Consider the following 18,135-nt stretch of genomic DNA (forward strand, 5'->3'; position numbering starts at 1 on the left):
ACCGGTGGCGTCAACCACCTAGCAGAAAACCCCGGTAAGTTTTCAGTCCCGGCCGTTATCTCACTCGGCCGGAACCGCCATCACCCAGTCGGCGCTGACGACCCGGTAGCCGAGTTTGTACAGGCCGCGGAGGATGCCCGGTACGTGCCCGGCGCCGTACACGACCGCGACGTCGATCTTCTCCTCAGCCCGGTCGCGGACGATCTCGGCCAGGGCGGTCAGCACCCGCTCGTCGCGGCGGTCGAGCAGCAGGTCCATGAACTCGTCCAGGTTCTCGCCACGGAGCTCCTCGGACCGGGTCGGCAGGTCGTTCACCTCGAGGTTCAGGATCGCCCGCCGGCCGGCGAAGAACTGCCCGACCGACACCACCGGGACGGCCGCCCAGGTGAACAGCTTGGTCTTCCACGGCAGCTTGCCGAACCCTTCGTCGAACTCGTCCCCGGTCAGGTCCGGCGTCACGATCGGTACGCCGAGATCGTCGTACGGAATGTCGTCCTCGACCAGCCCGGAATCGTCGTTGGCCGGGATCACCTTGTACGTCGTCGTCAGCGCGCCACCGACCGCCGAGTCGCCGATGATCCCCTCGACCACCAGCAGGTCGCACTCCCGCAACTGGCGCTCGACCTCCCGGTAGAACTCCGGCGCTGCCACATGCAACATCGGAAACACCAGGACGACCGGCCCACCCCCACGCCGCGTGCACCGCAACACCGCACACCGAGTCCCCACCACACTGCTCTCGACGATCTGCACTGCCACCACCCCCGCTTCCCAGTGTCAGAACCCAAAGGGTCAACTCCGGCCGACCCTTGACATACTTTCGGCCGTGGAGACGAGTACGGGGACGGGCGAAGTGCAGCAGCGGACGGCCTGGGGCCGTTGCGTGGACTGGGCGCTACGTCCCGCTGAGCCGGCTGATGTCGAGCCGATCGCGGAGCTGCGTGCGACGGTGATGCGCCCGGACCTAGAGCGGTTGGGGCGGTACGACGAGCATCGGGTCCGCCAGCGCCTGCGTGACTCCTTCTCACCACAGCACACGTCGGTCATCGTGGCCGACGGCACCTTTGCGGGCTGCGTGACGCTGCGCCCGGCCGACGACGGGCGCTGGCTGGAGCATTTCTATCTCGCTCCGGACCTCCAGGGCCGCGGCCTCGGATCGGCCGTCCTGCGGACCCTCCTGGAGCAGACTGACTCCGACGGCGTACCTGTCCGTCTGAACGTCCTGCAGGGCAGCTCCGCCCAACGTCTCTACGAACGCCATGGCTTCACCGTCGAGGACGAAGACCCGATCGACGTCTACATGGTCCGACAACCAGACGCTACTCGCTGAGCAATCCCGTACGACGCAGCCACGCCTCGACCTGAGGACGGGCGGTTCGGACCGTTTCGCCTTGGATTGCTAGGCCTTCGCCGATGGTGGCTCCGGGGCAGGCGGCGGTGTAGTCGTCGACGGCCCGGCCGAGTCCGCTCATCGCGTGGGTGGTGAACGGGTAGATCGTCTTGCCGGTGAAGTCGTGGCCATCGGTGAACGTCGACATGATCATCGGGGGCCGTACGTTCCAGATCGGGCTGCCGAGCAGGAGTACGTCGTACTGGTCGATCGACGGCTCTGGGTTGGCGATGGCGGGGCGGGCGTCGTCGTTCTGCTCGCGGACGTTCCGGGCGACGGTCTCGTCGTACCCCGTCGGGTAAGGGTCGGCCGCCTCGATCCGGTACACGTCACAAGCGATCAGGTCGCTCACCATCTCCGCTACTACCTGGGTGTTGCCGACCTCCAGCGTGCGCCGGCCGCCGTAGTGGTAGTTCTCGCCGGCGCGGGAGAAGTACACGAGGAGAGCCTTGGAGTTCCCGGGTTGGGTCGCTGGTCCCGACGTCCCGGGTTGGGGCGCTGGTTCGGACGGCCCTGGCCGCGTTGAGGAGCACGCGGTCAGAGTCGTCGTACCCACGAGCCCGGCAGCCGCGAAGGCGAGGAACGAGCGGCGGGACGGTGGTTGATGTGCGCGCATTCAGTTGATCCGGACGCCGAACCCGAGGATGGGTAGCTCGACGCCGTTGTTCAGGGTGACTGTCTGCATGAGTGTCTTTCAGTTGTCGTAGCTCGTGCTGGTGCTGAGGTGGCTCCACTGCTCGAGCTGCTTACGGTCGGCGTCGAGGACCCCGTTGATCGCAGTGAACGCGTCCTGACCGAGGACCAGGAACCTCGGCGGAGTCGGCTCGGCGAGCGCGGTCAGGATGGCCTGCGCGGCGCGTGCGGGATCGCCGGGCTGGGTGCCGTGGACCGTGTCGTTCTCCTTGCGTCGCTTGCCGGCGGTGTCGGCGTAGTCGGCGATCGCGTCGGCAGACTGGGACAGCGAACGCCCGGCGAAGTCGGTCCGGAACCCGCCCGGCTCGACGATGGTGACGGTGATGCCGAGCGGTTCCAGCTCCTTCTGCAGGGAGCCGGACAGCCCTTCCAACGCGGCCTTCGTTGCGGAGTAGTACCCAGAGCCCGGCGGGCAGATCCTGGCGCCGATGGACGAGACGTTGACGATCGCTCCGGTACGACGTTGCCGCATGCCGGGCAGGACGGCCTTGATCATCGCCACCGGCCCGAAGACGTTGGTCGCGAACAACTGCTCGACGTCGGCCTCGTCACCTTCTTCGACGGCGGCGCGGTACCCGTAGCCGGCGTTGTTCACCAGGACGTCGACAGCGCCGAACCGCGTCTCGGCCTGCCCGACGACCTCGCGGACCTGCTCGCGGTCCGTGACGTCGAGTTGCTGGACGAGCGTCGTACTGGGGTACTTGTCTGCCAGGTCGGCGACCGTGCCGGGATCGCGCGCGGTGACGACGGCGTTGTGGCCGGCGGCAAGCACCGCCTCGGCGAGGGCTCGCCCGAGTCCGGTGGAACAGCCAGTGATCAACCAGGTGCTCATGAATCTCCTTTCGCTACTCCCAGCAAACTCTTCTTCCCGCACTCCAGGAAGGCGCTCCTGATCCGTGGACTGCCAGTACCCCCTTCGCGGAGCGCCAAGGGGGATCTGACAGTGCCTGCCACGTTGCGTCACCGGGATCTACGCTGGCGGCATGGACAGTCGAACCGAGGTCCGTGAGTTCCTCCGCTCCCGGCGCGCCAAGGTGACACCCGATCAGGCCGGGTTGCCGGTCAGCGGGCACCGGCGGGTGCCCGGGCTGCGGCGGGAGGAAGTCGCGCTGCTCGCAGGGGTGAGCGTCGACTACTACGCGCGCCTCGAGCGTGGCGACCTGGCGGGTGTCTCCGACGAGGTCCTGGATGCGATCGTCGGCGTACTGCGGCTGGACGAGGCGGAGAGCACCCACCTGTTCAACCTGGCCCGCGAGGCCCGGTCCAGCCCGAGTCGTCGGCGGCGGGCCGCCGTACGGCCGGAGCCGCAGATCCGGCCGAGCCTGCAGCGGTTCCTGGACGCGATCACCGGTGCGCCGACCTGGGTCCGGAACGAGCGGATGGACTTCATCGCGGCCAACCCGCTCGGTCGCGCGCTGTACGCACCGCTCCTGGAAGACCCGGTCCGGCCGGCGAACAACGCCCGCTACTTCTTCCTCAACCCGGCCGCGATGACGTTCTACCCGGACTGGGACCGCAACGCGGACGACATCGTCGCCACCTTGCGTAGCTACGCCGGCCGCAACCCGCACGACAAGGGCCTGACCGATCTCATCGGCGAGCTCGCCACCCGCAGCGAGGACTTCCGCACCCGGTGGGCCGCGCAGAACGTCCGCTTCCACCGGACCGGACTGAAGCGCATCCATCACCCGGTCGTCGGCGAGCTCGAGCTCAGCTACGAAGCGATGGAGCTGCCGGCCAACCCCGGCTGGACGATGTTCTCCTACACCGCCGAGCCCAACTCCCCCACCGACGAACGGCTCCGCCTGCTGGCCAGCTACGCAGCGACGGTCGAGGCCGCCAAGGCGGCAGAAACCGCTGACAAGCCCTAGTCGCGGGTTTCTTCCTTCAGCCGGGCCGCTTCCCTGCGGACATCGGCCTGGACCCCGCGTTCGTGCTCGAGCCAGTCGGGGTTCTCCGACTTGATGTCGTCGATCTGCTCGGTGGTGAGGGCCTCGGTGATACCGCCGCGGGCGAGGCCGCTGATGGACACGCCCAGCTTGGCGGCGACCACGGACCGCGGGTGCGGACCGTCGCGGCGGAGGTCGCGCAGCCACTCGGGCGGGTCGGCCTGCAGCGCGTTCAGCTCGTCGCGGGACACGACGCCCTCCTGGAAGTCCGGCGGCGTGGCCTGGAGGTACACGCCCAGCTTCTTCGCCGCCGTGGCGGGCTTCATCGTCTGGACTGCCTTACGCGACGTCATGGCGCAAGGGTAGCGAGCGGGTGCGCGGCCGCTGATCACGCCCGGTAGCCTGACGAGGTGACCGGGTCGCAAACGTCGTTCAGGCTCGGGTACGTCCCAGGGGTGACGCCCGCCAAATGGGCGCGGATCTGGCAGGAGCGGTCACCCCGCATCCCACTCGACCTCATCCAGGTCACGGCCGCGGAAGCCGTCGGGCTGGTCCGGAGCCACCAGGCGGATGCCGCCCTGCTGAGGTTGCCGATCGACCGAACCGGTCTGCACGCGATTCCCTTGTACGTCGAGACGACGGTCGTGGTCATCCCGAAGGACCACGTCGTGACGGCGGTCGAAGAGGTGACCACCGAGGACCTGGCCGACGAACTCATGCTGCACCCGCTGGACGACGTACTCGACTGGGAGCGCCCACCCGGCCGGCTGATCGATGAGCGGCCGGCGACGACCGCGGACGCGATCGCACTCGTCGCGGCTGGGACTGGGCTGGTCGTCGTACCGCAGTCGCTCGCTCGGCTGCATCACCGGCGGGATCTCACCTTCCGACCGCTCGTGGACGCGCCGGAGTCGGGCGTCGCGTTGTCGTGGCCGGAGGAGGAGACGACCGAGCTGATGGAGCAGTTCATCGGCATCGTCCGCGGCCGGACCGCCAACACCAGCCGGGGCCCCGCCAAGCCGACAGCGTCCAAGCCGACCGCCGGCAAGCGACAGACCGGCGCCGGCAAGCAGACCGGCAGCGGCAAGCAGGCCGGCGGCGGCAAGCAGCAGGCCGGCAGCGGCAAACGGCAGGCCGGCGATGGCCGACGCCGGAAGCCTCGCCGATAGCACCCTGCTCCGGCCCTGGTCTTAAGTTGAGCTTTCAACTATCATCGGGAGTGCAGTCGACGAGAAGGAGTGCGTCATGGCGATCTTCCGGTTGAACCACGCGGTGCTGTACGTGCGCGACGTCGCCGCGAGCGTCGCCTTCTACCGCGACGTGCTCGGCTTCGGGTACACCGAGGGCGGTGACTCGTTCCAGGGCGCGGCCTTCCTGCGCGCGCCGGGATCGACCAACGACCACGACCTCGGCCTGTTCGAGCTCGGCTCCCAGGCCGGCCCGTCCGGTGCCGGGCGGACGACGGTCGGGCTGTACCACCTCGCCTGGGAGGTGGACACCCTCGGTGATCTCGAGGATCTGGCGACCACGCTGGCGGATGCCGATGCGCTGGTCGGGGCGTCGGACCACGGCACGACCAAGTCGCTGTACGGCAAGGACCCGAACGGGTTGGAGTTCGAGATCGTCTGGATCATCCCGGCGGATCTGCTCACCGACGAGGACCGCAACAAGGCCGGTGTCGGTCGGCTGGACCTCACCGCCGAAGTGGCGAAGTACGGCCGCGATGCCCGCAGCGGCGTCGGTATCTCCCGCATCCTCGGCTGACCGCCGCCCCTCAGCGGGTGATGCTGTCGGCGATGCGGAGGGAATTGGCCAGGACGGTCAGGACCGGGTTCACCCCACCGTTGGTCACATGCACCGAGGCGTCGGCGATCCACACGTTGTCGTGCCCCCAGACCTGGCCGCGCGGATCGGTGACCGAGCGGGCCGGGTCGTCGCCCATCCGGCAGCTACCCGCCTGATGCTGACCGCTGCTCGCTTGCTGCGTACTGCCAAGACCGCCAACCGCGGTCCGCACCGCACCAGCCTCGACTAGCCACTGCCGAGCCTTCTCGCTCATGAAGGCATGCGCCCGGACGTCCTCGGGATGAATGGAACCGCTGAGCACCACGACCGGGTTCCCGAACCGGTCCACGACCGTCGGATCGACCCTCACCCGCGACTCCGCTGACGTGACCTCCTGGATCGGGCCGACCACCCGCATCATCCGGCGAGCCTCACGCCGCATCGCCTGCTTCCCTGCCACCCCGGCCCGCGGGATCAGCCCGGCCGCGGTCAGATAGTCGTACGTCGCGGCCGGCGTCGGAACGAACTCGTTCGCCAGCATCCCGCCGCCCACCAGCCCGTCGTTGCCGTGCCGGAAGTCGCACGTCGCGATCGACACCCCAGGACCGACCAGATCGACGATCTCGTCGTCGAAGAGCCCGACCGCTCCGGCGTACACATGTGCCTGCAGGTACCGCCCGACCTGATCCCGGTTGTTGCCGAGTCCGTCAGGCTCACCGTCGTGTGCGCTGTTGAGCAGCAGCCGTGGTGTCTCGGTGGCGCCCGCCGCGACGACCACCTCGGCGCAGTTCACCGTACGACGCCAGACCCGGCCGGCCTCGTCGTACCCGACCAACGCAACCCCAACGACCCGGCCATGGGACGTCACCAGCCGCTCAGCCGTCGTCTCGGTCACCAACGTGCAGCGGCCCGTCGCGAGCGCGGCCGGCAACGCGGTGTTGTGTGTCCCGCCCTTGGCCTCGACCGGGCAGGCGAACCCGACGCACTGCCCACACCGCACGCAGCCCGCCCGGCCTTGGTAGTCGACGGAGTTGATCAGCAGCGGTACGTCGAGAGTCCCCCAGCCGAGCCGCTCAGCCGCAGCCGCCAGCCGCTGACCGGGAGCGGTCCGCGGCAAGGCCGGCATCGGCAACGGGATGGACCGTGCGTCGTGCCATGGGTCCACTCCCCCACCGCTGACGCCGAATCGCTGCTCGGCCAGGCTGTAGAAGGGCTCCAGGTCGTCGTACGTGATCGGCCAGTCCGCCAGGCTGCTTCCAGCCGGAACCCCGTAGGTGCTGGCCATGGCGAAGTCGCGTGGGACGAACCGCCACGCCTGCGCGCCGTACACGCGCGTGCCGCCGCCGACGGTGAAGGCGTTGTTGCCCCACCCCGGATCCGGCGGCAGGACAGAGCGCCGTACGCCGTCCATCACCGAGATCCGCGGTCGACCGTGCGGATCGGGGTCGGTCGGAGCGGGCAGCGCAGACCACGACCGCGGGTTGCGCAGGTGGTCGTGGGTCAACGACGCCGTCGTCGGGTAGCGGCCGGTCTCGACGACCAACACCGACCGGCCCGACTCGGCGAGCACCTGCGCTGCCGCCCCGCCGCCCGCACCTGAGCCGATCACGATGGCGTCGTACCGATCGGCCACTGCTGACGGCGGCGTGATGGCCAACTCGGTCTGCACCACCTGCCCGCCGCCGGGCTCCCAACCGACGACGGCCCACCCTGGCGGTTGGTTGCCATAGGCATCTGGAATGTGCCCGTCACCAGCGTAGTACCCCTGCGCGATCAGCCGAACGAGCCAGGCGCCATCCTCATCCGCGAGCACCGCGTCGAGATCCGGCTCGTCCCCCGCCACCTCCAACGCCCGCTCCACCCCCGGTCTCCAATCCGGCCGGTCCTCCGCGAGCACCCGCTCGACGAACGCGACAGCACCCGCATCCGCCGCCGAAGGAAACTCATCCGCCGGAACAGCCACCTCAGCCAACCGCCCGAGAGCCGCCCGCTGCCGTTCCGAGAGCCCGTCCACCATGCGATCCCCTTCGTTGCCGTCAACACCCACGATTTCACTAACTACCCTCGGGGTTTATGGGCAACCTCTTCGACCTGACCGGGATCGTCGCCGTCGTCACCGGATCGAGCCGTGGCATCGGCTTGGCGATCGCTCGTGCGCTCCTCGGCCAGGGAGCCGGCGTCGTCATCAACGGCTACGCGCCGGACGAGACCACCCAGACTCTGCAGACGCTCCTCAGCGAGTATCCGGATCGGGTCGCAGCCCTGGCCGGTGACGTGAGCGATCCGAGCGTCGCGCAACAGCTGGTGGATGTCGCCGTAGAGACGTTCGGGCGCCTCGACCACGTGGTGTGTAATGCCGGGATCGACATCATCAAGCCGGCGGTGGACTACACACCGGACGAGTGGGACCGGATCCTGGCCGTCAATCTGCGCGGTGCGTTCCTCCCCGCTCAGGCCGCGGCCCGCCACTGGATTGCCCTGGGTCAGGCCGGTTCCGTCACCATGACGTCGTCGATCGCCGGCCAGGTCGGTATCCCGACACTCGCGCCGTACGCCGCCAGCAAGGGTGGCATCAACCAGCTCGTCCGGACGCTGGCCGCCGAGTGGGCCACCCACGGCATCCGCGTCAACGCGGTCGCTCCCGGCTATGTCGCCAACATCATGGACAACGTCGCTCTGCACGACGAGCAGCGGATCAACACCTTCACCCCGCTGGGTCGCCGCGCCACCGTCGACGAGATCGCCGCCCCCTACGCCTTCCTGGCCTCCCCCGCCGCCACCTACATCACCGGCGCCATCCTCCCCGCCGACGGCGGCTACACCGCGACCTGATTTTTTGTACTTGTGGGTCCATTTTCTCCGAGCCACGATGAAGGTCATGGCACTTGATCACTACTACCTACTGGGCCGGTCCGGGCTGCGGGTGAGCCGGCTGGCGCTGGGCACGATGAACTTCGGCACCGGCGGCTTCCACGCCGCGTACGGCAAGACCGAGGACGAGGCCCGCTCCATCTTCCGGCGGTACGTCGATGCCGGCGGCAACTTCATCGACACGGCCGACTTCTACACCGCGGGTGAGAGCGAGACGATCCTCGGCCGCCTGATCGAGGAGGCGGGGATCCGGGACCGGATGGTGCTCACCACCAAGTTCACCAACAGCGTCGACCCCGGCGACCCGAACGCAGGCGGCAACGGCCGCAAGGCGATGATCCGCGCGGTCGAGGCCTCCCTGCGCCGCCTGCGGACCGACTACGTCGACCTGTTCCTCCTGCACACCTGGGACCGGATCACGCCGGTCGAAGAGGTACTGCGCACGTTCGACGACCTCACCACCGCGGGCAAGATCCGGTACGCCGGCCTGTCCGACGTGCCAGCCTGGTACGCCGCCCGCGCACAGACCCTCGCCGACGCGCACGGACTCGCACCGATGGTCAACCTGCAACTGCCGTACTCCCTGGTCGAGCGGACGATCGAGACTGAGCACGTCCCGGCCGGCCAGACACTGGGCCTCGGGATCACGGCATGGAGCCCACTCGGCAGTGGTTTCCTCACCGGCAAGTACCGCAACACCGACCAGGGTGTTGCCGGTGCCGGTCGTCTCACCGGCGACGGCGCACCCGTACGTACGTGGACCGACCAGCACTGGGAACTTCTGAAGACCGTCGAAACCGTCGCGGACAAGCTGGGCGTGACGATGGCCCAGGTCGCGCTCAACTGGGTCGCAACCCAACCCTGCATCGCCTCGGCCATCGTGGGCGCGAGCAGTCCGGAACAGTTGGACAGCAGCCTGGGAGCACTCGAGTTCGAACTACCGGCGGAGTTGCGGTCGGCTCTCGACGAGGCGAGCGCCGTACCGCCGGAGTCGGTCTACCGGATGTTCACCCCGGAGTACCAGGGCTGGCTGGTCAACCCTGGTGCGAAGGTCACCGACAAGCCCGCCGGGTATCGCCCACCCGTCGTCAACTGGAACTGACGCGCAGGTAGTCGAGGCAGAGGTCCAAGGCGTACTCGAGGTGCTTGGACGAGCCCGACGACATGAGGATGGAGACCCCGCCCTGGATCGCGGCGATCAGCGCGGCCGCGGCGCGGTCGGGGTCGACATCCGCGCGGATCTCGCCCGCGGCCTTCATGTCCTCGATGCCGGCCCGGATCCGGCGCTGCCACTGGGCGAGCAGTTTGCCGGTCACCGCCTGCGCGGCCGGTGTCGCCCGACCGATCTCGGTGATCAGCACACCGAGCGGGCAGTTCACCCCCTGGCGCCGGTACTTCTCGACGACGACGTCACGCCACTCCTGCCATGCCTCCCACGAGGTCAGTTGCCCAAGCTGCGGCTCCTGATCCTCGATCACCCGATCGGCCTCGCGCTCGGCCACCGCGAGCAACAACTGCTCCTTGCCGTCGGGGAAATAGTGGAACAACTGGCTCTTCCCCGTCCCACTGCGCCGCCCGATGTCGTCGAGCGTCACGGACGCGATTCCCCGTTCCCGAATCTCCGCGGCCGCCGCGTCCACGATCCGTCCGCGCGTCGCCGCACCCTTCGCCGTCAGCACGCCAACGACTGTACCTGGCGGTCCAATCAAATCGCAGGCGGGTCGACCGCTAGCGGGTTTCGGCGACTGTACGGCGGGCACCGGCAGGCGGATCGAGGATCCGGAGGTTTTGCATGCCCGTCGTCGGATGGCACGCGTCGCACGAACAGATCCCGCCCAGCCAGTTGCTGCGGGACATCCAGTTGGCCGAGCAAGCGGGGTTTCAGGCAGCGTGGTCGTCTGATCACTTCACGCCGTGGAGCCGGCGGCAGGGTGAGTCAGGTTTCGCGTTGTCGTGGTTGGGCGCGGCGATGGCGACCACGTCGATTCCGGTAGGAGTCGTGAGTACGCCGGGGCAGCGGTACCACCCGGCGATCATCGCGCAGGCCCTGGCGACGCTGGCCGAGATGTTCCCCGGGCGCTTGTCGGCCGGGTTCGGCAGCGGCGAGTTCATGAACGAGCACGTCACCGGCGAACCCTGGCCGGACAAGGGCACTCGTAACGCACGCCTGAAAGAGTCCGTCGACGTGATTCGCACGCTCCTGGCCGGTGAGGAAGTCACCCACCACGGGCTGATCCACGTGGACCGGGCGAGGTTGTGGTCCCTGCCCGAGCAGCCGCCTCGGATGCTGGCTCTCGCAGTGAGCGAAGCGACCGCGCGGTGGGCCGGTGAATGGGCCGACGGGCTGGTCACCATCTGGCAGCCGCCGGAGATGTTGAAGCGCATCGTGGCCGCGTTCCGCGAGAACGGCGGCGACGGCAAGCCGCTCGCGATGCAGATGCACGTGAGCTGGGCGCCGACCGAGGACGAGGCGTTGAACATCGCCTTCGACCAGTGGCGGACGAATCTGTTCGAGGCACCGCTGTGCTGGAACCTCGCCACCGCGGAAGAGTTCGACCTGGCCGCGACGCATGTCCGGCCGGAAGACATGCGTCGCAGCGTGGTGATCTCGTCGGATCCGGAGCGGTTCGTCGAGTGCGTCCGCGAGGTGGCCGATCTCGGTTTCGACGAGGTCTACCTCCATCACGTCGGCCAGAACCAGCAACCCTTCCTCGAGACCTTCGGTCAGCAGGTCCTTCCCGCGTTGACCTAGAGGCTGGTGCGGAACGGGCCGGTGACCTCGTAGGTGATGCCACCACTGCTCGATCCGCTCGTCCCCCGGCTGGGACGAGAAGTAGAGGCGGTTGCCGGCCGGGCTGGGGGCGCTCCTGGTCGTCCTCGCCACCAGCCTGCCCGCCCGCCTGGCCACCCGGATCCCCGCCGCTGACGCCCTCCGCTACGAGTAACGCCGTACCGACTCACTGATCGCCGACCGGCGGAACCACGCGATGCTCGCGGCGACCAGGAGGTACGCGAACGCGACCACGGGCGAGTAGCCGAGGACGAACACGTTCGTGACGACCGCACCAGCCATGATGCCGGCCAGGCCCAGGGCCGCCGGACCGCAGAGCCGCGGGATCAGGAGACCGATCGCGCCGGCGAGTTCGAGGGTGCCGACGACGTAGCGGAACCACTGACCCGCGCCGATGTCGGCGAACAGGTCGACCATGACCGGACTGCCGGACAGCTTCATCAGGGCCGTCGGCACGAACCCGACCGCCAGCACCACCTGAACCACCCACAGCGCCACCGATCCAGGCCGGACCCTGCGCATCGTGACCGTCGTACTCATGATGTCCTCCTTCGTCGTTCTGGTACGACGAAGATCCCGTCACGCAGCCATGACCCACATCCGTGCCGAGCACGGAGGCACCACGGAACCACCACTGGTCTCGATGCAACGGGTCGGCTGGGTCGGGCAGTACTGCCGGAACCACCGCGACCCCAGACCACCTACAACGCGTACTCGGTCACTTGAGGTGGCGGGCGATGGTGTGGGCGGCGTCGATGGATTCGGTGTGGGTGGTGTCGACCTCTACGTCGTACTTCACGCCCTCGTGGACGATCTCGGCCTGCAGTGCGGCCATGCCGGTGACCCGGTCGCCTCGGGCCATTTCGCGGCCGGCGGCGACCGCCGCGTCACAGCGCACGCCGACCCACAGCACATCGAGGTCGCCGACCGCGTCGCGCCAGCGCTGCTGCGAGGCCGCCCCACCGAGGAACACGTCGTCGACGATCACGCGCGCACCGGCCCGGCACATCGCGACGATCCCTTCCACCCAGGCTGCTTCGAGCTGCCGGAACACCGGCCCGACCGCGATGTCACCATCCGGCTTGAACTCGATCCCGGCGTCCGAGTCCTGCATCGCCGCCGGCAGCGCGTCGACGAAGCTGTCCACCCCGAACGCCATCCAGGGCTCCGGCAACACCGCCTGCAAGCACCGCACGATCCCCGACTTGCCCGAGCTGGACCCACCGTTCAGCACAATCATCCGCGTCACGGGCCCAAGGCTAGACGGCAACCGCCGCGTGAGCCCGCTGATTTCGATCAGAGCTGGTTGCTCTGGCGTTCGACCTGGGTGACGATCTCCTCGGAGACCCGGCGCAGTTTGGTGTTGCTGGTCTGCGACAGCCTGGTCAGGAAGGCGAAGGCTCGATGCTCGGGGAGCTTGTAGCGCTCCATGACGATGCCGATCGCCTGACCGATCGTCGTCCGGGTGCGCAGGGCCTCCTCGAGGTTGTGGATCTCGCGGGCGTACTCGATCGCCGTCGCGGAGTGGTGAGCGAACAGGGCGGCGAGTGCGGAGAAGTCCTCGAACGCCCCGACGTTGCGGGAATACAGGTTGAGGGCACCGTTCGCCTTCGGCGCGTCGAACAGCAGCAGACCGGCCTGTGCCCGGATACCGGCCGCCACCGCGACATCGGCGTACCGCGGGAAGCGTTGGTCGGTGGCCAGATCCGGGGAGATGACGTGCACCGTGTCCACCGCGGCCTGGTAGCACGGCCCTTCGCGCAGCTCGTACTGCGCCGCGTCGACCGGTAGCAGCACCGCATCGGTCGGCGCGACGGTTTCCAGCCGCTCGTCCTCGTGCAGCACCGTGATGCTGGCGTACTCGACCTCCGGCAACAGTTCGACCGCGGCCGCCGTAATGCTGCGCAACGTGTCGTCCAGCGCACGCGGCGTCAGCGACTTCGACAGCTGCCGCATCGTCTCGACCATTTGCTCATCGCGCATAAATAGCCCGGTACCCGATACCGACTCAGGAATTCGCTCAGACGGCGACCGGGATCCGTTCCCCCTCCGGCGCCGCGTGCGTGCGGCGGGCCAGCAGGATGAACGGCAGGGCCAGAAGCTGGATGACGGCGCCCAGGAGGTACGCCGGGCCGTAGCCCCAGACGTCCGCGGCACGGCCGAGGGTCGGCTGGATCACCACGCCGCCGGCCGATCCGAGCAGGCTGTCCGAGGACAGGACGGTCGCTCGCTGCGCCGACGGGATCAGCTCGTTGAGGTAGGCCTGCCGAACCGGCGTCACCGCGGCGAACAGCACACTCCAGACAGCCAGCAGAACGAACGCAGCCCAGAAGCTCGTCGTCAGGCCGATCAGGACCAGTACGACGACGACCGACCCCACTGCGGCGAGCATGACCGACGTACGCCGACGGAACACGCGAGCCACGGACGACGCCGAGGCGCCACCCAGGATCTGCGCACCGGCAACCAGTCCGGCGCTCAGGCCCGCGATCGCGTACGAGTCGCTGCTGCCGTACAACTCCAGCAGGTACGGCTGCGCGGCGTAGAAACCGTAGACGCTCACACCCGCGGTGAAGGGCGCGGCGAGCATCACCCACCGCACCGGCGGGTTCAGCAAACCGTGGTCCAGCGACGACCGCAGGATGCCGCGCATCTCCGCGACGACCGATACTCGCGGCTTCGGCGTGAAGCCGATGTCGTGCATCGCCCGCCACGCCACCACGAAGGTGACGCCGAGCAGTGCCGCACGGACGGCGTACGGGACACCAAGATTCGTCCACTGCGCCAGCAGGCCGCCGCCGATCGAACCGCCCAGCATCGCCACACCGCTCGCGATCTGTCCCTTGGCGAACGCGGCGTCCAGCGAGCCTCGGTACCCGGTCGCGTTCAGCCCGTCCACCAGCCACGCCTCCGTCGCACCGCTGAAGAACGTGAACCCCAGTCCGAGCAGCACCGACGCGGTCGCCCACGCCGCGAACGGCGCACCGGTCTGCTGCCACAACAGCAGATACAGCAGCGTGGACACGAACAAGGTGATCGTCCCGAGCAGGTACGACGTACGCCGCCCGACCGTATCCGCGACCACACCGGTGGGGACCTCGAACAACACCATCCCCACGGTGAAGAACGCGTTGGCCACGAAGGCCTCCCCGATGCTCAAGCCGGCATCGAGCAGGAACAACGTGTTGACGCCCCAGATCATCGACGATGCGGCCGTCGACACCACAGTCAGCGTGATGTACGTCCGCAGAACCTGCTCCGGCCTCGTCATCGGGCACCTCCTCCGTAGTCATCTGCTACGTCGGAGCGGACCCGAAGATCTCTACAACCAGGGTGTCAGCGGCTCTGCAGGCGCACCATCGGCGGTGAGCACGCTCTCATACGGCCGGCCGGCCAGGTACGCCGCGACCTCTGGCAGCGGCCCACGGACCTCCGGCACGTCGCCACGGTTGGTCCGGATATCGGTGCACAGCTCGTCGAGAAAGTCGTCCGGCAGCTCGGCGAAGGTCACGCCGGTGCCGAGGTCGACGGCGTGGATCATGACTTCGCGGCTCCGCATCCACGGGATCGCGATCGCCGCGACCTCGCGGCCCTGCGCGGTCCGCACCGGGGCCTGCCACTGCTGCTCGGTCAGCGTCGCCATCGACTCCGTCAGAATCCGTGCGGACTCGTCGAACCAGGCGAGCAGCTCATCGGCCGGCCGCAGTGCACCCGCCTCGATGTCAGCGGTCCGCTGGTCCGGCGAGGCGTACATCGGTCGCTCCTCGCCGGTCCGGGCCCAGTGCACCAGATTGCCGAGTGCCTCGGCGTTCAACGCGAGGTGTGCGGCAACGTGTTTCCTGGTCCAGCCGGGCAACTGCGACGGACCGTCGAGATCCACGAGAGCCTTGCGGCAGAGCGCCGTACCTACTGCGATCCACTCATCCGTTCGCATCAGCCGGCCGCCACCCGGTTCTCGAGCCGGCCGATGCCCTCGATCTCGGTCACGACGATCTCGCCGCCCTGGAGGAAGACCGGAGGCTTGCGGGCATGGCCGACACCGCCGGGGGTGCCGGTGGCGATCAGGTCGCCGGGGTTCAGGCGGATCATGGTCGAAACGTACCGGACCAGATCGACCGGGTCGAAGAGCAGATCGCCGGTGGTGTCCTTCTGCATCACCTGGTCGTTCACCCGGCAGCGGATGTCGAGCGCAGGGCGCGGTCCGCCGACCTCGTCGGGGGTGACCAGGTACGGACCGACCGGGGTGGTCGAGTCCCAGTTCTTGCCCTGCAACCACTCGCGGGTGCGGAACTGCCAATCGCGGCAGGTGATGTCGTTGAGCACGGTGAAACCGGCGATCGCGTCGACAGCTTCGTCCTCACTGGCACGCCGTACCTCGCGACCGATCACCACCGCCAGCTCGGCCTCCCAGTCGAACATCTCCGTCTCGGCCGGCCGGAGGATGTCGTCGTACGCACCGATGAGTGTGTCGGCGAACTTGCAGAACAGCGTCGGGTACTCGGGCAGGTCGCGGCCCATCTCCTGGATGTGGTTGCGATAGTTCAGCCCGACACACACCACCTTGCTCGGCCGCGGCACCAACGGGGCGAAGTCCGCCCCGGCCAGCGCATACTCCTTGCCGTCGGCAACTTCAGCCGCGGCGAGTACGGCGCCGACGTCGGACACCCCGAGATCGACCAGCACGTCGCCCTCGACGCGGACGGCGGTGGTGCGGTCATCGACCCGAATGGTTGCCAGCTTCACCGGCCGACCTCCTCGACCTGGCTGCGGAACAGGTTCAACTTGCTGAAGATCGGCGCGTCACTGAACTGGAACAGGTCGAGCGCACCCGAGTCGGAGTCAGAACCCGACGCCTGCGACGACACCGACAACGGCATCCACGATGGTACGACGAACAAGTCGCCGCGCTGCACCGACCACGAGAAGTCGCCGACCGTCAAGCGACCGGACCCGTCGAACACTTGGTACACCGACGAACCGGTCTCCCGACGAGGTGCCGTCTCGACTCCCGAAGCGATGCGATGGAACTGCACCCGGATCGTCGGCAGCACATCACCTGCGGTGGTCGGGTTGGTGTAGCGAACCACCGCGTGACCACGTTCGACCGTGCTCGGGTAGCCCTCGCGCTCCAGCTCCAGCTGATCGGTCAACGCGGCATCGGTGTCGGCCCACCGGTAGCACAGCAGCGGGCTGCCCTCGGCCGGCTTGAACTGGGACACCGGCACCAGCCCCGGATGACGCCAGAGTCGTTCTGAGCGGGAGCGGTCCGGCGTCGCGTGCTCCTCCTCGGACAGGTGCTCGCGGCCGAAGTCGAAGAACTGCGACTCGACGTCGTACTGGAACGGGATGTCCAGCCCGTCGATCCAGGCCATCGGCTCGGACGCCGAGTTGTGGTGCGCGTGCCAGTTCATCCCGGCCTGCGGGAGGAAGTCACCGCGGCGCATCGGAACCGGGTCGCGCTCGACGACCGTCCAGACACCTTCGCCCTCGACCACGAACCGGAACGCGTTCTGGGTGTGCCGATGCTCGGGTGCGTCCTCCCCCGGCATCAGGTACTGGATCGCGGCCCACAGGGTCGGCGTCGCGTACGGGCGTCCGCCCAGGCTCGGGTTGGCCAGTGCGATCGCTCGCCGCTCGCCGCCGCGGCCGACCGGCACGAGATCGCCGGAGCGCGCGGCCAGCTCGACCAGGTTCTTCCACTCCCACAGGTGCGGCTGGGCCTTCGAGGTGGGCTGGTGCGGCATCAGGTCGCCGATCCGGGTCCACAGCGGTACCAGCAGTTCGTTCTCGAAGCCGCGGTAGAGATCTTCCAGCTCAGGCGTCGCCGGCGGCTGGTCAGGCCCGTCCTCGGCGGTCAGCTTCACAGGTGAGTCGGTCATGGGAATCACAGTGCTCTGTCCGCCGAATCCAGAACAGAAGATTCTGTCCTGCAGAATGGGTCAATGGCCAAGCAGATGAAGAACCCACCGGCGTACGGCGTGACGAGTGTGGACCACGCACTACGCCTGGCGGTGATCCTGCAGGTGGAAGGGCCGCTGACCGTGTCCGCCGCCGCCGAACGGCTCGGCGTCGCCCGGTCCACCGCGCATCGGCTGCTGTCCACGCTGGTCTATCGCGACTTCGCCGTACAGGACGACGACCGCGGCTACCGCGCCGGCCCGGTGCTCGAGGTCGCGGCGACCGCACACTCCGGGACCGGCGTCATCCGAGCCGCCGCGCTCGGGCCGATGCGCACCCTGGTCGACACCCTCGACGAGACCGTCAATCTCAGCGTCCGCACCGGTCGGACGATCCGCTTCATCGCCTCGGTCGAGTCCACCCAGACGTTGCGGGTCGGCAGTCGCGAGGGCATGGTCCTTCCAGCCCACCAGTCGACCGGCGGCCTGGTCATGCTGGCCGCACTCACCGACGAACAACTCATCGCCCTGTACGACGCCGCGCCGCCGACCGAACGGGTCGACCTGACGAAACTCCGGCGAGAACTGCGGGCGGTCCGGCGCAGCGGTGTCGCCATCAACCGCGAACGCACCGAGCGCGGCCTGATCGCCCTCGGTCGCGCGATCACCAACGCCCAAGGAGAGACTGTCGCGGCGGTCTCGGTGTCGATGCCGCGCGCCCGCTACTCCCCCGCCCGGGTGGAGCGGATCACCCCCGCCCTCACCACCGCAGCCCAAGAGATCTCCGCGGCGCTGTAGCCGAGCGAGGCCGGCTACGGC

At 68.5% G+C, this 18,135-nt stretch carries 21 protein-coding genes; 8 read left to right on the top strand and 13 right to left on the bottom strand.

Translation table 11 applies throughout. The features are described from left to right. Positions 1-60: 60 nt before the first annotated feature. Complete coding sequence (locus EV652_RS12420; protein WP_199238152.1) at positions 61-660, bottom strand: TraB/GumN family protein; 600 nt, start codon at positions 658-660, stop codon at positions 61-63. A gap of 166 nt (positions 661-826) precedes the next feature. Between EV652_RS12420 and EV652_RS12425 the strand changes: the two genes are divergently transcribed. Then, positions 827-1,330, top strand: a complete 504-nt coding sequence (locus EV652_RS12425; protein ID WP_242001715.1) for a GNAT family N-acetyltransferase — start codon at positions 827-829, stop codon at positions 1,328-1,330. On the opposite strand, the gene EV652_RS12430 is transcribed toward EV652_RS12425, so the two are convergent. Beyond that, positions 1,320-1,829 (bottom strand): flavodoxin, encoded by a 510-nt coding sequence (locus tag EV652_RS12430; RefSeq protein ID WP_242001716.1) that lies wholly within the window; start codon positions 1,827-1,829, stop codon positions 1,320-1,322. The two genes, EV652_RS12425 and EV652_RS12430, sit on opposite strands and share 11 nt — an antisense overlap. A gap of 255 nt (positions 1,830-2,084) precedes the next feature. After that, positions 2,085-2,915, bottom strand: a complete 831-nt coding sequence (locus tag EV652_RS12435; protein ID WP_132209251.1) for an oxidoreductase — start codon at positions 2,913-2,915, stop codon at positions 2,085-2,087. Positions 2,916-3,066: 151 nt separating this feature from the next. Between EV652_RS12435 and EV652_RS12440 the strand changes: the two genes are divergently transcribed. Beyond that, positions 3,067-3,954, top strand: a complete 888-nt coding sequence (locus tag EV652_RS12440) for a helix-turn-helix domain-containing protein (RefSeq protein WP_132209252.1) — start codon at positions 3,067-3,069, stop codon at positions 3,952-3,954. Here the strand turns inward: EV652_RS12440 and EV652_RS12445 are convergent. Continuing rightward, positions 3,951-4,325 (bottom strand): DUF5997 family protein, encoded by a 375-nt coding sequence (locus EV652_RS12445; RefSeq protein WP_132209253.1) that lies wholly within the window; start codon positions 4,323-4,325, stop codon positions 3,951-3,953. The two genes, EV652_RS12440 and EV652_RS12445, sit on opposite strands and share 4 nt — an antisense overlap. A 57-nt stretch (positions 4,326-4,382) precedes the next feature. On the opposite strand from EV652_RS12445, the gene EV652_RS12450 reads away from it, so the two are divergent. Further along, complete coding sequence (locus EV652_RS12450; RefSeq protein WP_132209254.1) at positions 4,383-5,141, top strand: LysR family substrate-binding domain-containing protein; 759 nt, start codon at positions 4,383-4,385, stop codon at positions 5,139-5,141. A gap of 76 nt (positions 5,142-5,217) precedes the next feature. Then, on the top strand, positions 5,218-5,736 hold the full coding sequence (locus EV652_RS12455; protein ID WP_132209255.1) for a VOC family protein: 519 nt from the start codon (positions 5,218-5,220) through the stop codon (positions 5,734-5,736). A 10-nt stretch (positions 5,737-5,746) separates the two neighbouring features. On the opposite strand, the gene EV652_RS12460 is transcribed toward EV652_RS12455, so the two are convergent. Continuing rightward, entirely contained in the window at positions 5,747-7,774 is a 2,028-nt protein-coding gene (locus EV652_RS12460) for a GMC oxidoreductase (protein ID WP_132209256.1), read from the bottom strand. Positions 7,775-7,830: 56 nt separating this feature from the next. Between EV652_RS12460 and EV652_RS12465 the strand changes: the two genes are divergently transcribed. Together EV652_RS12465 and EV652_RS12470 are read left to right on the top strand one after the other, a co-directional pair. Continuing rightward, entirely contained in the window at positions 7,831-8,589 is a 759-nt protein-coding gene (locus EV652_RS12465; protein ID WP_132209257.1) for an SDR family NAD(P)-dependent oxidoreductase, read from the top strand. A gap of 46 nt (positions 8,590-8,635) precedes the next feature. Continuing rightward, positions 8,636-9,730: an aldo/keto reductase gene (locus EV652_RS12470; protein ID WP_132209258.1), complete on the top strand. Its 1,095-nt coding sequence runs from the start codon at positions 8,636-8,638 to the stop codon at positions 9,728-9,730. Here EV652_RS12470 and EV652_RS12475 read toward each other — a convergent pair. Then, positions 9,717-10,307 (bottom strand): TetR/AcrR family transcriptional regulator, encoded by a 591-nt coding sequence (locus EV652_RS12475; protein WP_132209259.1) that lies wholly within the window; start codon positions 10,305-10,307, stop codon positions 9,717-9,719. The genes EV652_RS12470 and EV652_RS12475 overlap by 14 nt on opposite strands. A gap of 113 nt (positions 10,308-10,420) precedes the next feature. Here EV652_RS12475 and EV652_RS12480 point away from each other — a divergent pair, with 113 nt between their 5' ends. Further along, the gene (locus EV652_RS12480) at positions 10,421-11,380 is read left to right on the top strand and encodes a TIGR03885 family FMN-dependent LLM class oxidoreductase (RefSeq protein WP_132209260.1); all 960 of its coding nucleotides are present in this window, start codon (positions 10,421-10,423) and stop codon (positions 11,378-11,380) included. A 183-nt stretch (positions 11,381-11,563) separates the two neighbouring features. Here the strand turns inward: EV652_RS12480 and EV652_RS12485 are convergent, their stop codons facing one another. The 7 genes from EV652_RS12485 to EV652_RS12515 form a co-directional block, all read right to left on the bottom strand. Then, a complete protein-coding gene (locus EV652_RS12485; protein ID WP_132209261.1) occupies positions 11,564-11,959 on the bottom strand; it encodes a DoxX family protein in 396 nt (131 codons plus the stop codon). 178 nt (positions 11,960-12,137) lie between these two features. After that, on the bottom strand, positions 12,138-12,659 hold the full coding sequence (gene cpt / locus EV652_RS12490) for a chloramphenicol phosphotransferase CPT (protein ID WP_132209667.1): 522 nt from the start codon (positions 12,657-12,659) through the stop codon (positions 12,138-12,140). Positions 12,660-12,715: 56 nt separating this feature from the next. Further along, entirely contained in the window at positions 12,716-13,402 is a 687-nt protein-coding gene (locus EV652_RS12495; protein ID WP_132209262.1) for a GAF and ANTAR domain-containing protein, read from the bottom strand. A 37-nt stretch (positions 13,403-13,439) separates the two neighbouring features. Then, the gene (locus tag EV652_RS12500; RefSeq protein WP_132209263.1) at positions 13,440-14,690 is read right to left on the bottom strand and encodes an MFS transporter; all 1,251 of its coding nucleotides are present in this window, start codon (positions 14,688-14,690) and stop codon (positions 13,440-13,442) included. A 51-nt stretch (positions 14,691-14,741) separates the two neighbouring features. Continuing rightward, a complete protein-coding gene (locus EV652_RS12505) occupies positions 14,742-15,353 on the bottom strand; it encodes a maleylpyruvate isomerase family mycothiol-dependent enzyme (protein ID WP_132209264.1) in 612 nt (203 codons plus the stop codon). Next, entirely contained in the window at positions 15,353-16,162 is an 810-nt protein-coding gene (locus EV652_RS12510) for a fumarylacetoacetate hydrolase family protein (RefSeq protein ID WP_132209265.1), read from the bottom strand. Before EV652_RS12510 ends, EV652_RS12505 begins: the two co-directional genes overlap by 1 nt. Continuing rightward, complete coding sequence (locus tag EV652_RS12515; RefSeq protein WP_132209266.1) at positions 16,159-17,298, bottom strand: cupin domain-containing protein; 1,140 nt, start codon at positions 17,296-17,298, stop codon at positions 16,159-16,161. Before EV652_RS12515 ends, EV652_RS12510 begins: the two co-directional genes overlap by 4 nt. A 63-nt stretch (positions 17,299-17,361) precedes the next feature. On the opposite strand from EV652_RS12515, the gene EV652_RS12520 reads away from it, so the two are divergent. Then, a complete protein-coding gene (locus tag EV652_RS12520; protein ID WP_132209267.1) occupies positions 17,362-18,114 on the top strand; it encodes an IclR family transcriptional regulator in 753 nt (250 codons plus the stop codon). The last annotated feature ends 21 nt before the right edge of the window (positions 18,115-18,135 follow it).

The organism is Kribbella steppae (assembly GCF_004342025.1).
GTDB classification, from domain to species: Bacteria; Actinomycetota; Actinomycetes; order Propionibacteriales; family Kribbellaceae; genus Kribbella; species Kribbella steppae.

What these genes read in the sequence shown, in the direction of transcription:
- EV652_RS12420 (WP_199238152.1), bottom strand. Translation starts at nt 660, where the DNA reads ATGTTGCATGTGGCAGCGCCGGAGTTCTACCGGGAGGTCGAGCGCCAG.
- EV652_RS12435 (WP_132209251.1), bottom strand. Translation starts at nt 2,915, where the DNA reads ATGAGCACCTGGTTGATCACTGGCTGTTCCACCGGACTCGGGCGAGCC.
- EV652_RS12440 (WP_132209252.1), top strand. Translation starts at nt 3,067, where the DNA reads ATGGACAGTCGAACCGAGGTCCGTGAGTTCCTCCGCTCCCGGCGCGCC.
- EV652_RS12445 (WP_132209253.1), bottom strand. Translation starts at nt 4,325, where the DNA reads ATGACGTCGCGTAAGGCAGTCCAGACGATGAAGCCCGCCACGGCGGCG.
- EV652_RS12455 (WP_132209255.1), top strand. Translation starts at nt 5,218, where the DNA reads ATGGCGATCTTCCGGTTGAACCACGCGGTGCTGTACGTGCGCGACGTC.
- EV652_RS12460 (WP_132209256.1), bottom strand. Translation starts at nt 7,774, where the DNA reads ATGGTGGACGGGCTCTCGGAACGGCAGCGGGCGGCTCTCGGGCGGTTG.
- EV652_RS12465 (WP_132209257.1), top strand. Translation starts at nt 7,831, where the DNA reads ATGGGCAACCTCTTCGACCTGACCGGGATCGTCGCCGTCGTCACCGGA.
- EV652_RS12470 (WP_132209258.1), top strand. Translation starts at nt 8,636, where the DNA reads ATGGCACTTGATCACTACTACCTACTGGGCCGGTCCGGGCTGCGGGTG.
- EV652_RS12480 (WP_132209260.1), top strand. Translation starts at nt 10,421, where the DNA reads ATGCCCGTCGTCGGATGGCACGCGTCGCACGAACAGATCCCGCCCAGC.
- EV652_RS12485 (WP_132209261.1), bottom strand. Translation starts at nt 11,959, where the DNA reads ATGAGTACGACGGTCACGATGCGCAGGGTCCGGCCTGGATCGGTGGCG.
- cpt (WP_132209667.1), bottom strand. Translation starts at nt 12,659, where the DNA reads ATGATTGTGCTGAACGGTGGGTCCAGCTCGGGCAAGTCGGGGATCGTG.
- EV652_RS12495 (WP_132209262.1), bottom strand. Translation starts at nt 13,402, where the DNA reads ATGCGCGATGAGCAAATGGTCGAGACGATGCGGCAGCTGTCGAAGTCG.
- EV652_RS12500 (WP_132209263.1), bottom strand. Translation starts at nt 14,690, where the DNA reads ATGACGAGGCCGGAGCAGGTTCTGCGGACGTACATCACGCTGACTGTG.
- EV652_RS12505 (WP_132209264.1), bottom strand. Translation starts at nt 15,353, where the DNA reads ATGCGAACGGATGAGTGGATCGCAGTAGGTACGGCGCTCTGCCGCAAG.
- EV652_RS12515 (WP_132209266.1), bottom strand. Translation starts at nt 17,298, where the DNA reads ATGACCGACTCACCTGTGAAGCTGACCGCCGAGGACGGGCCTGACCAG.
- EV652_RS12520 (WP_132209267.1), top strand. Translation starts at nt 17,362, where the DNA reads ATGGCCAAGCAGATGAAGAACCCACCGGCGTACGGCGTGACGAGTGTG.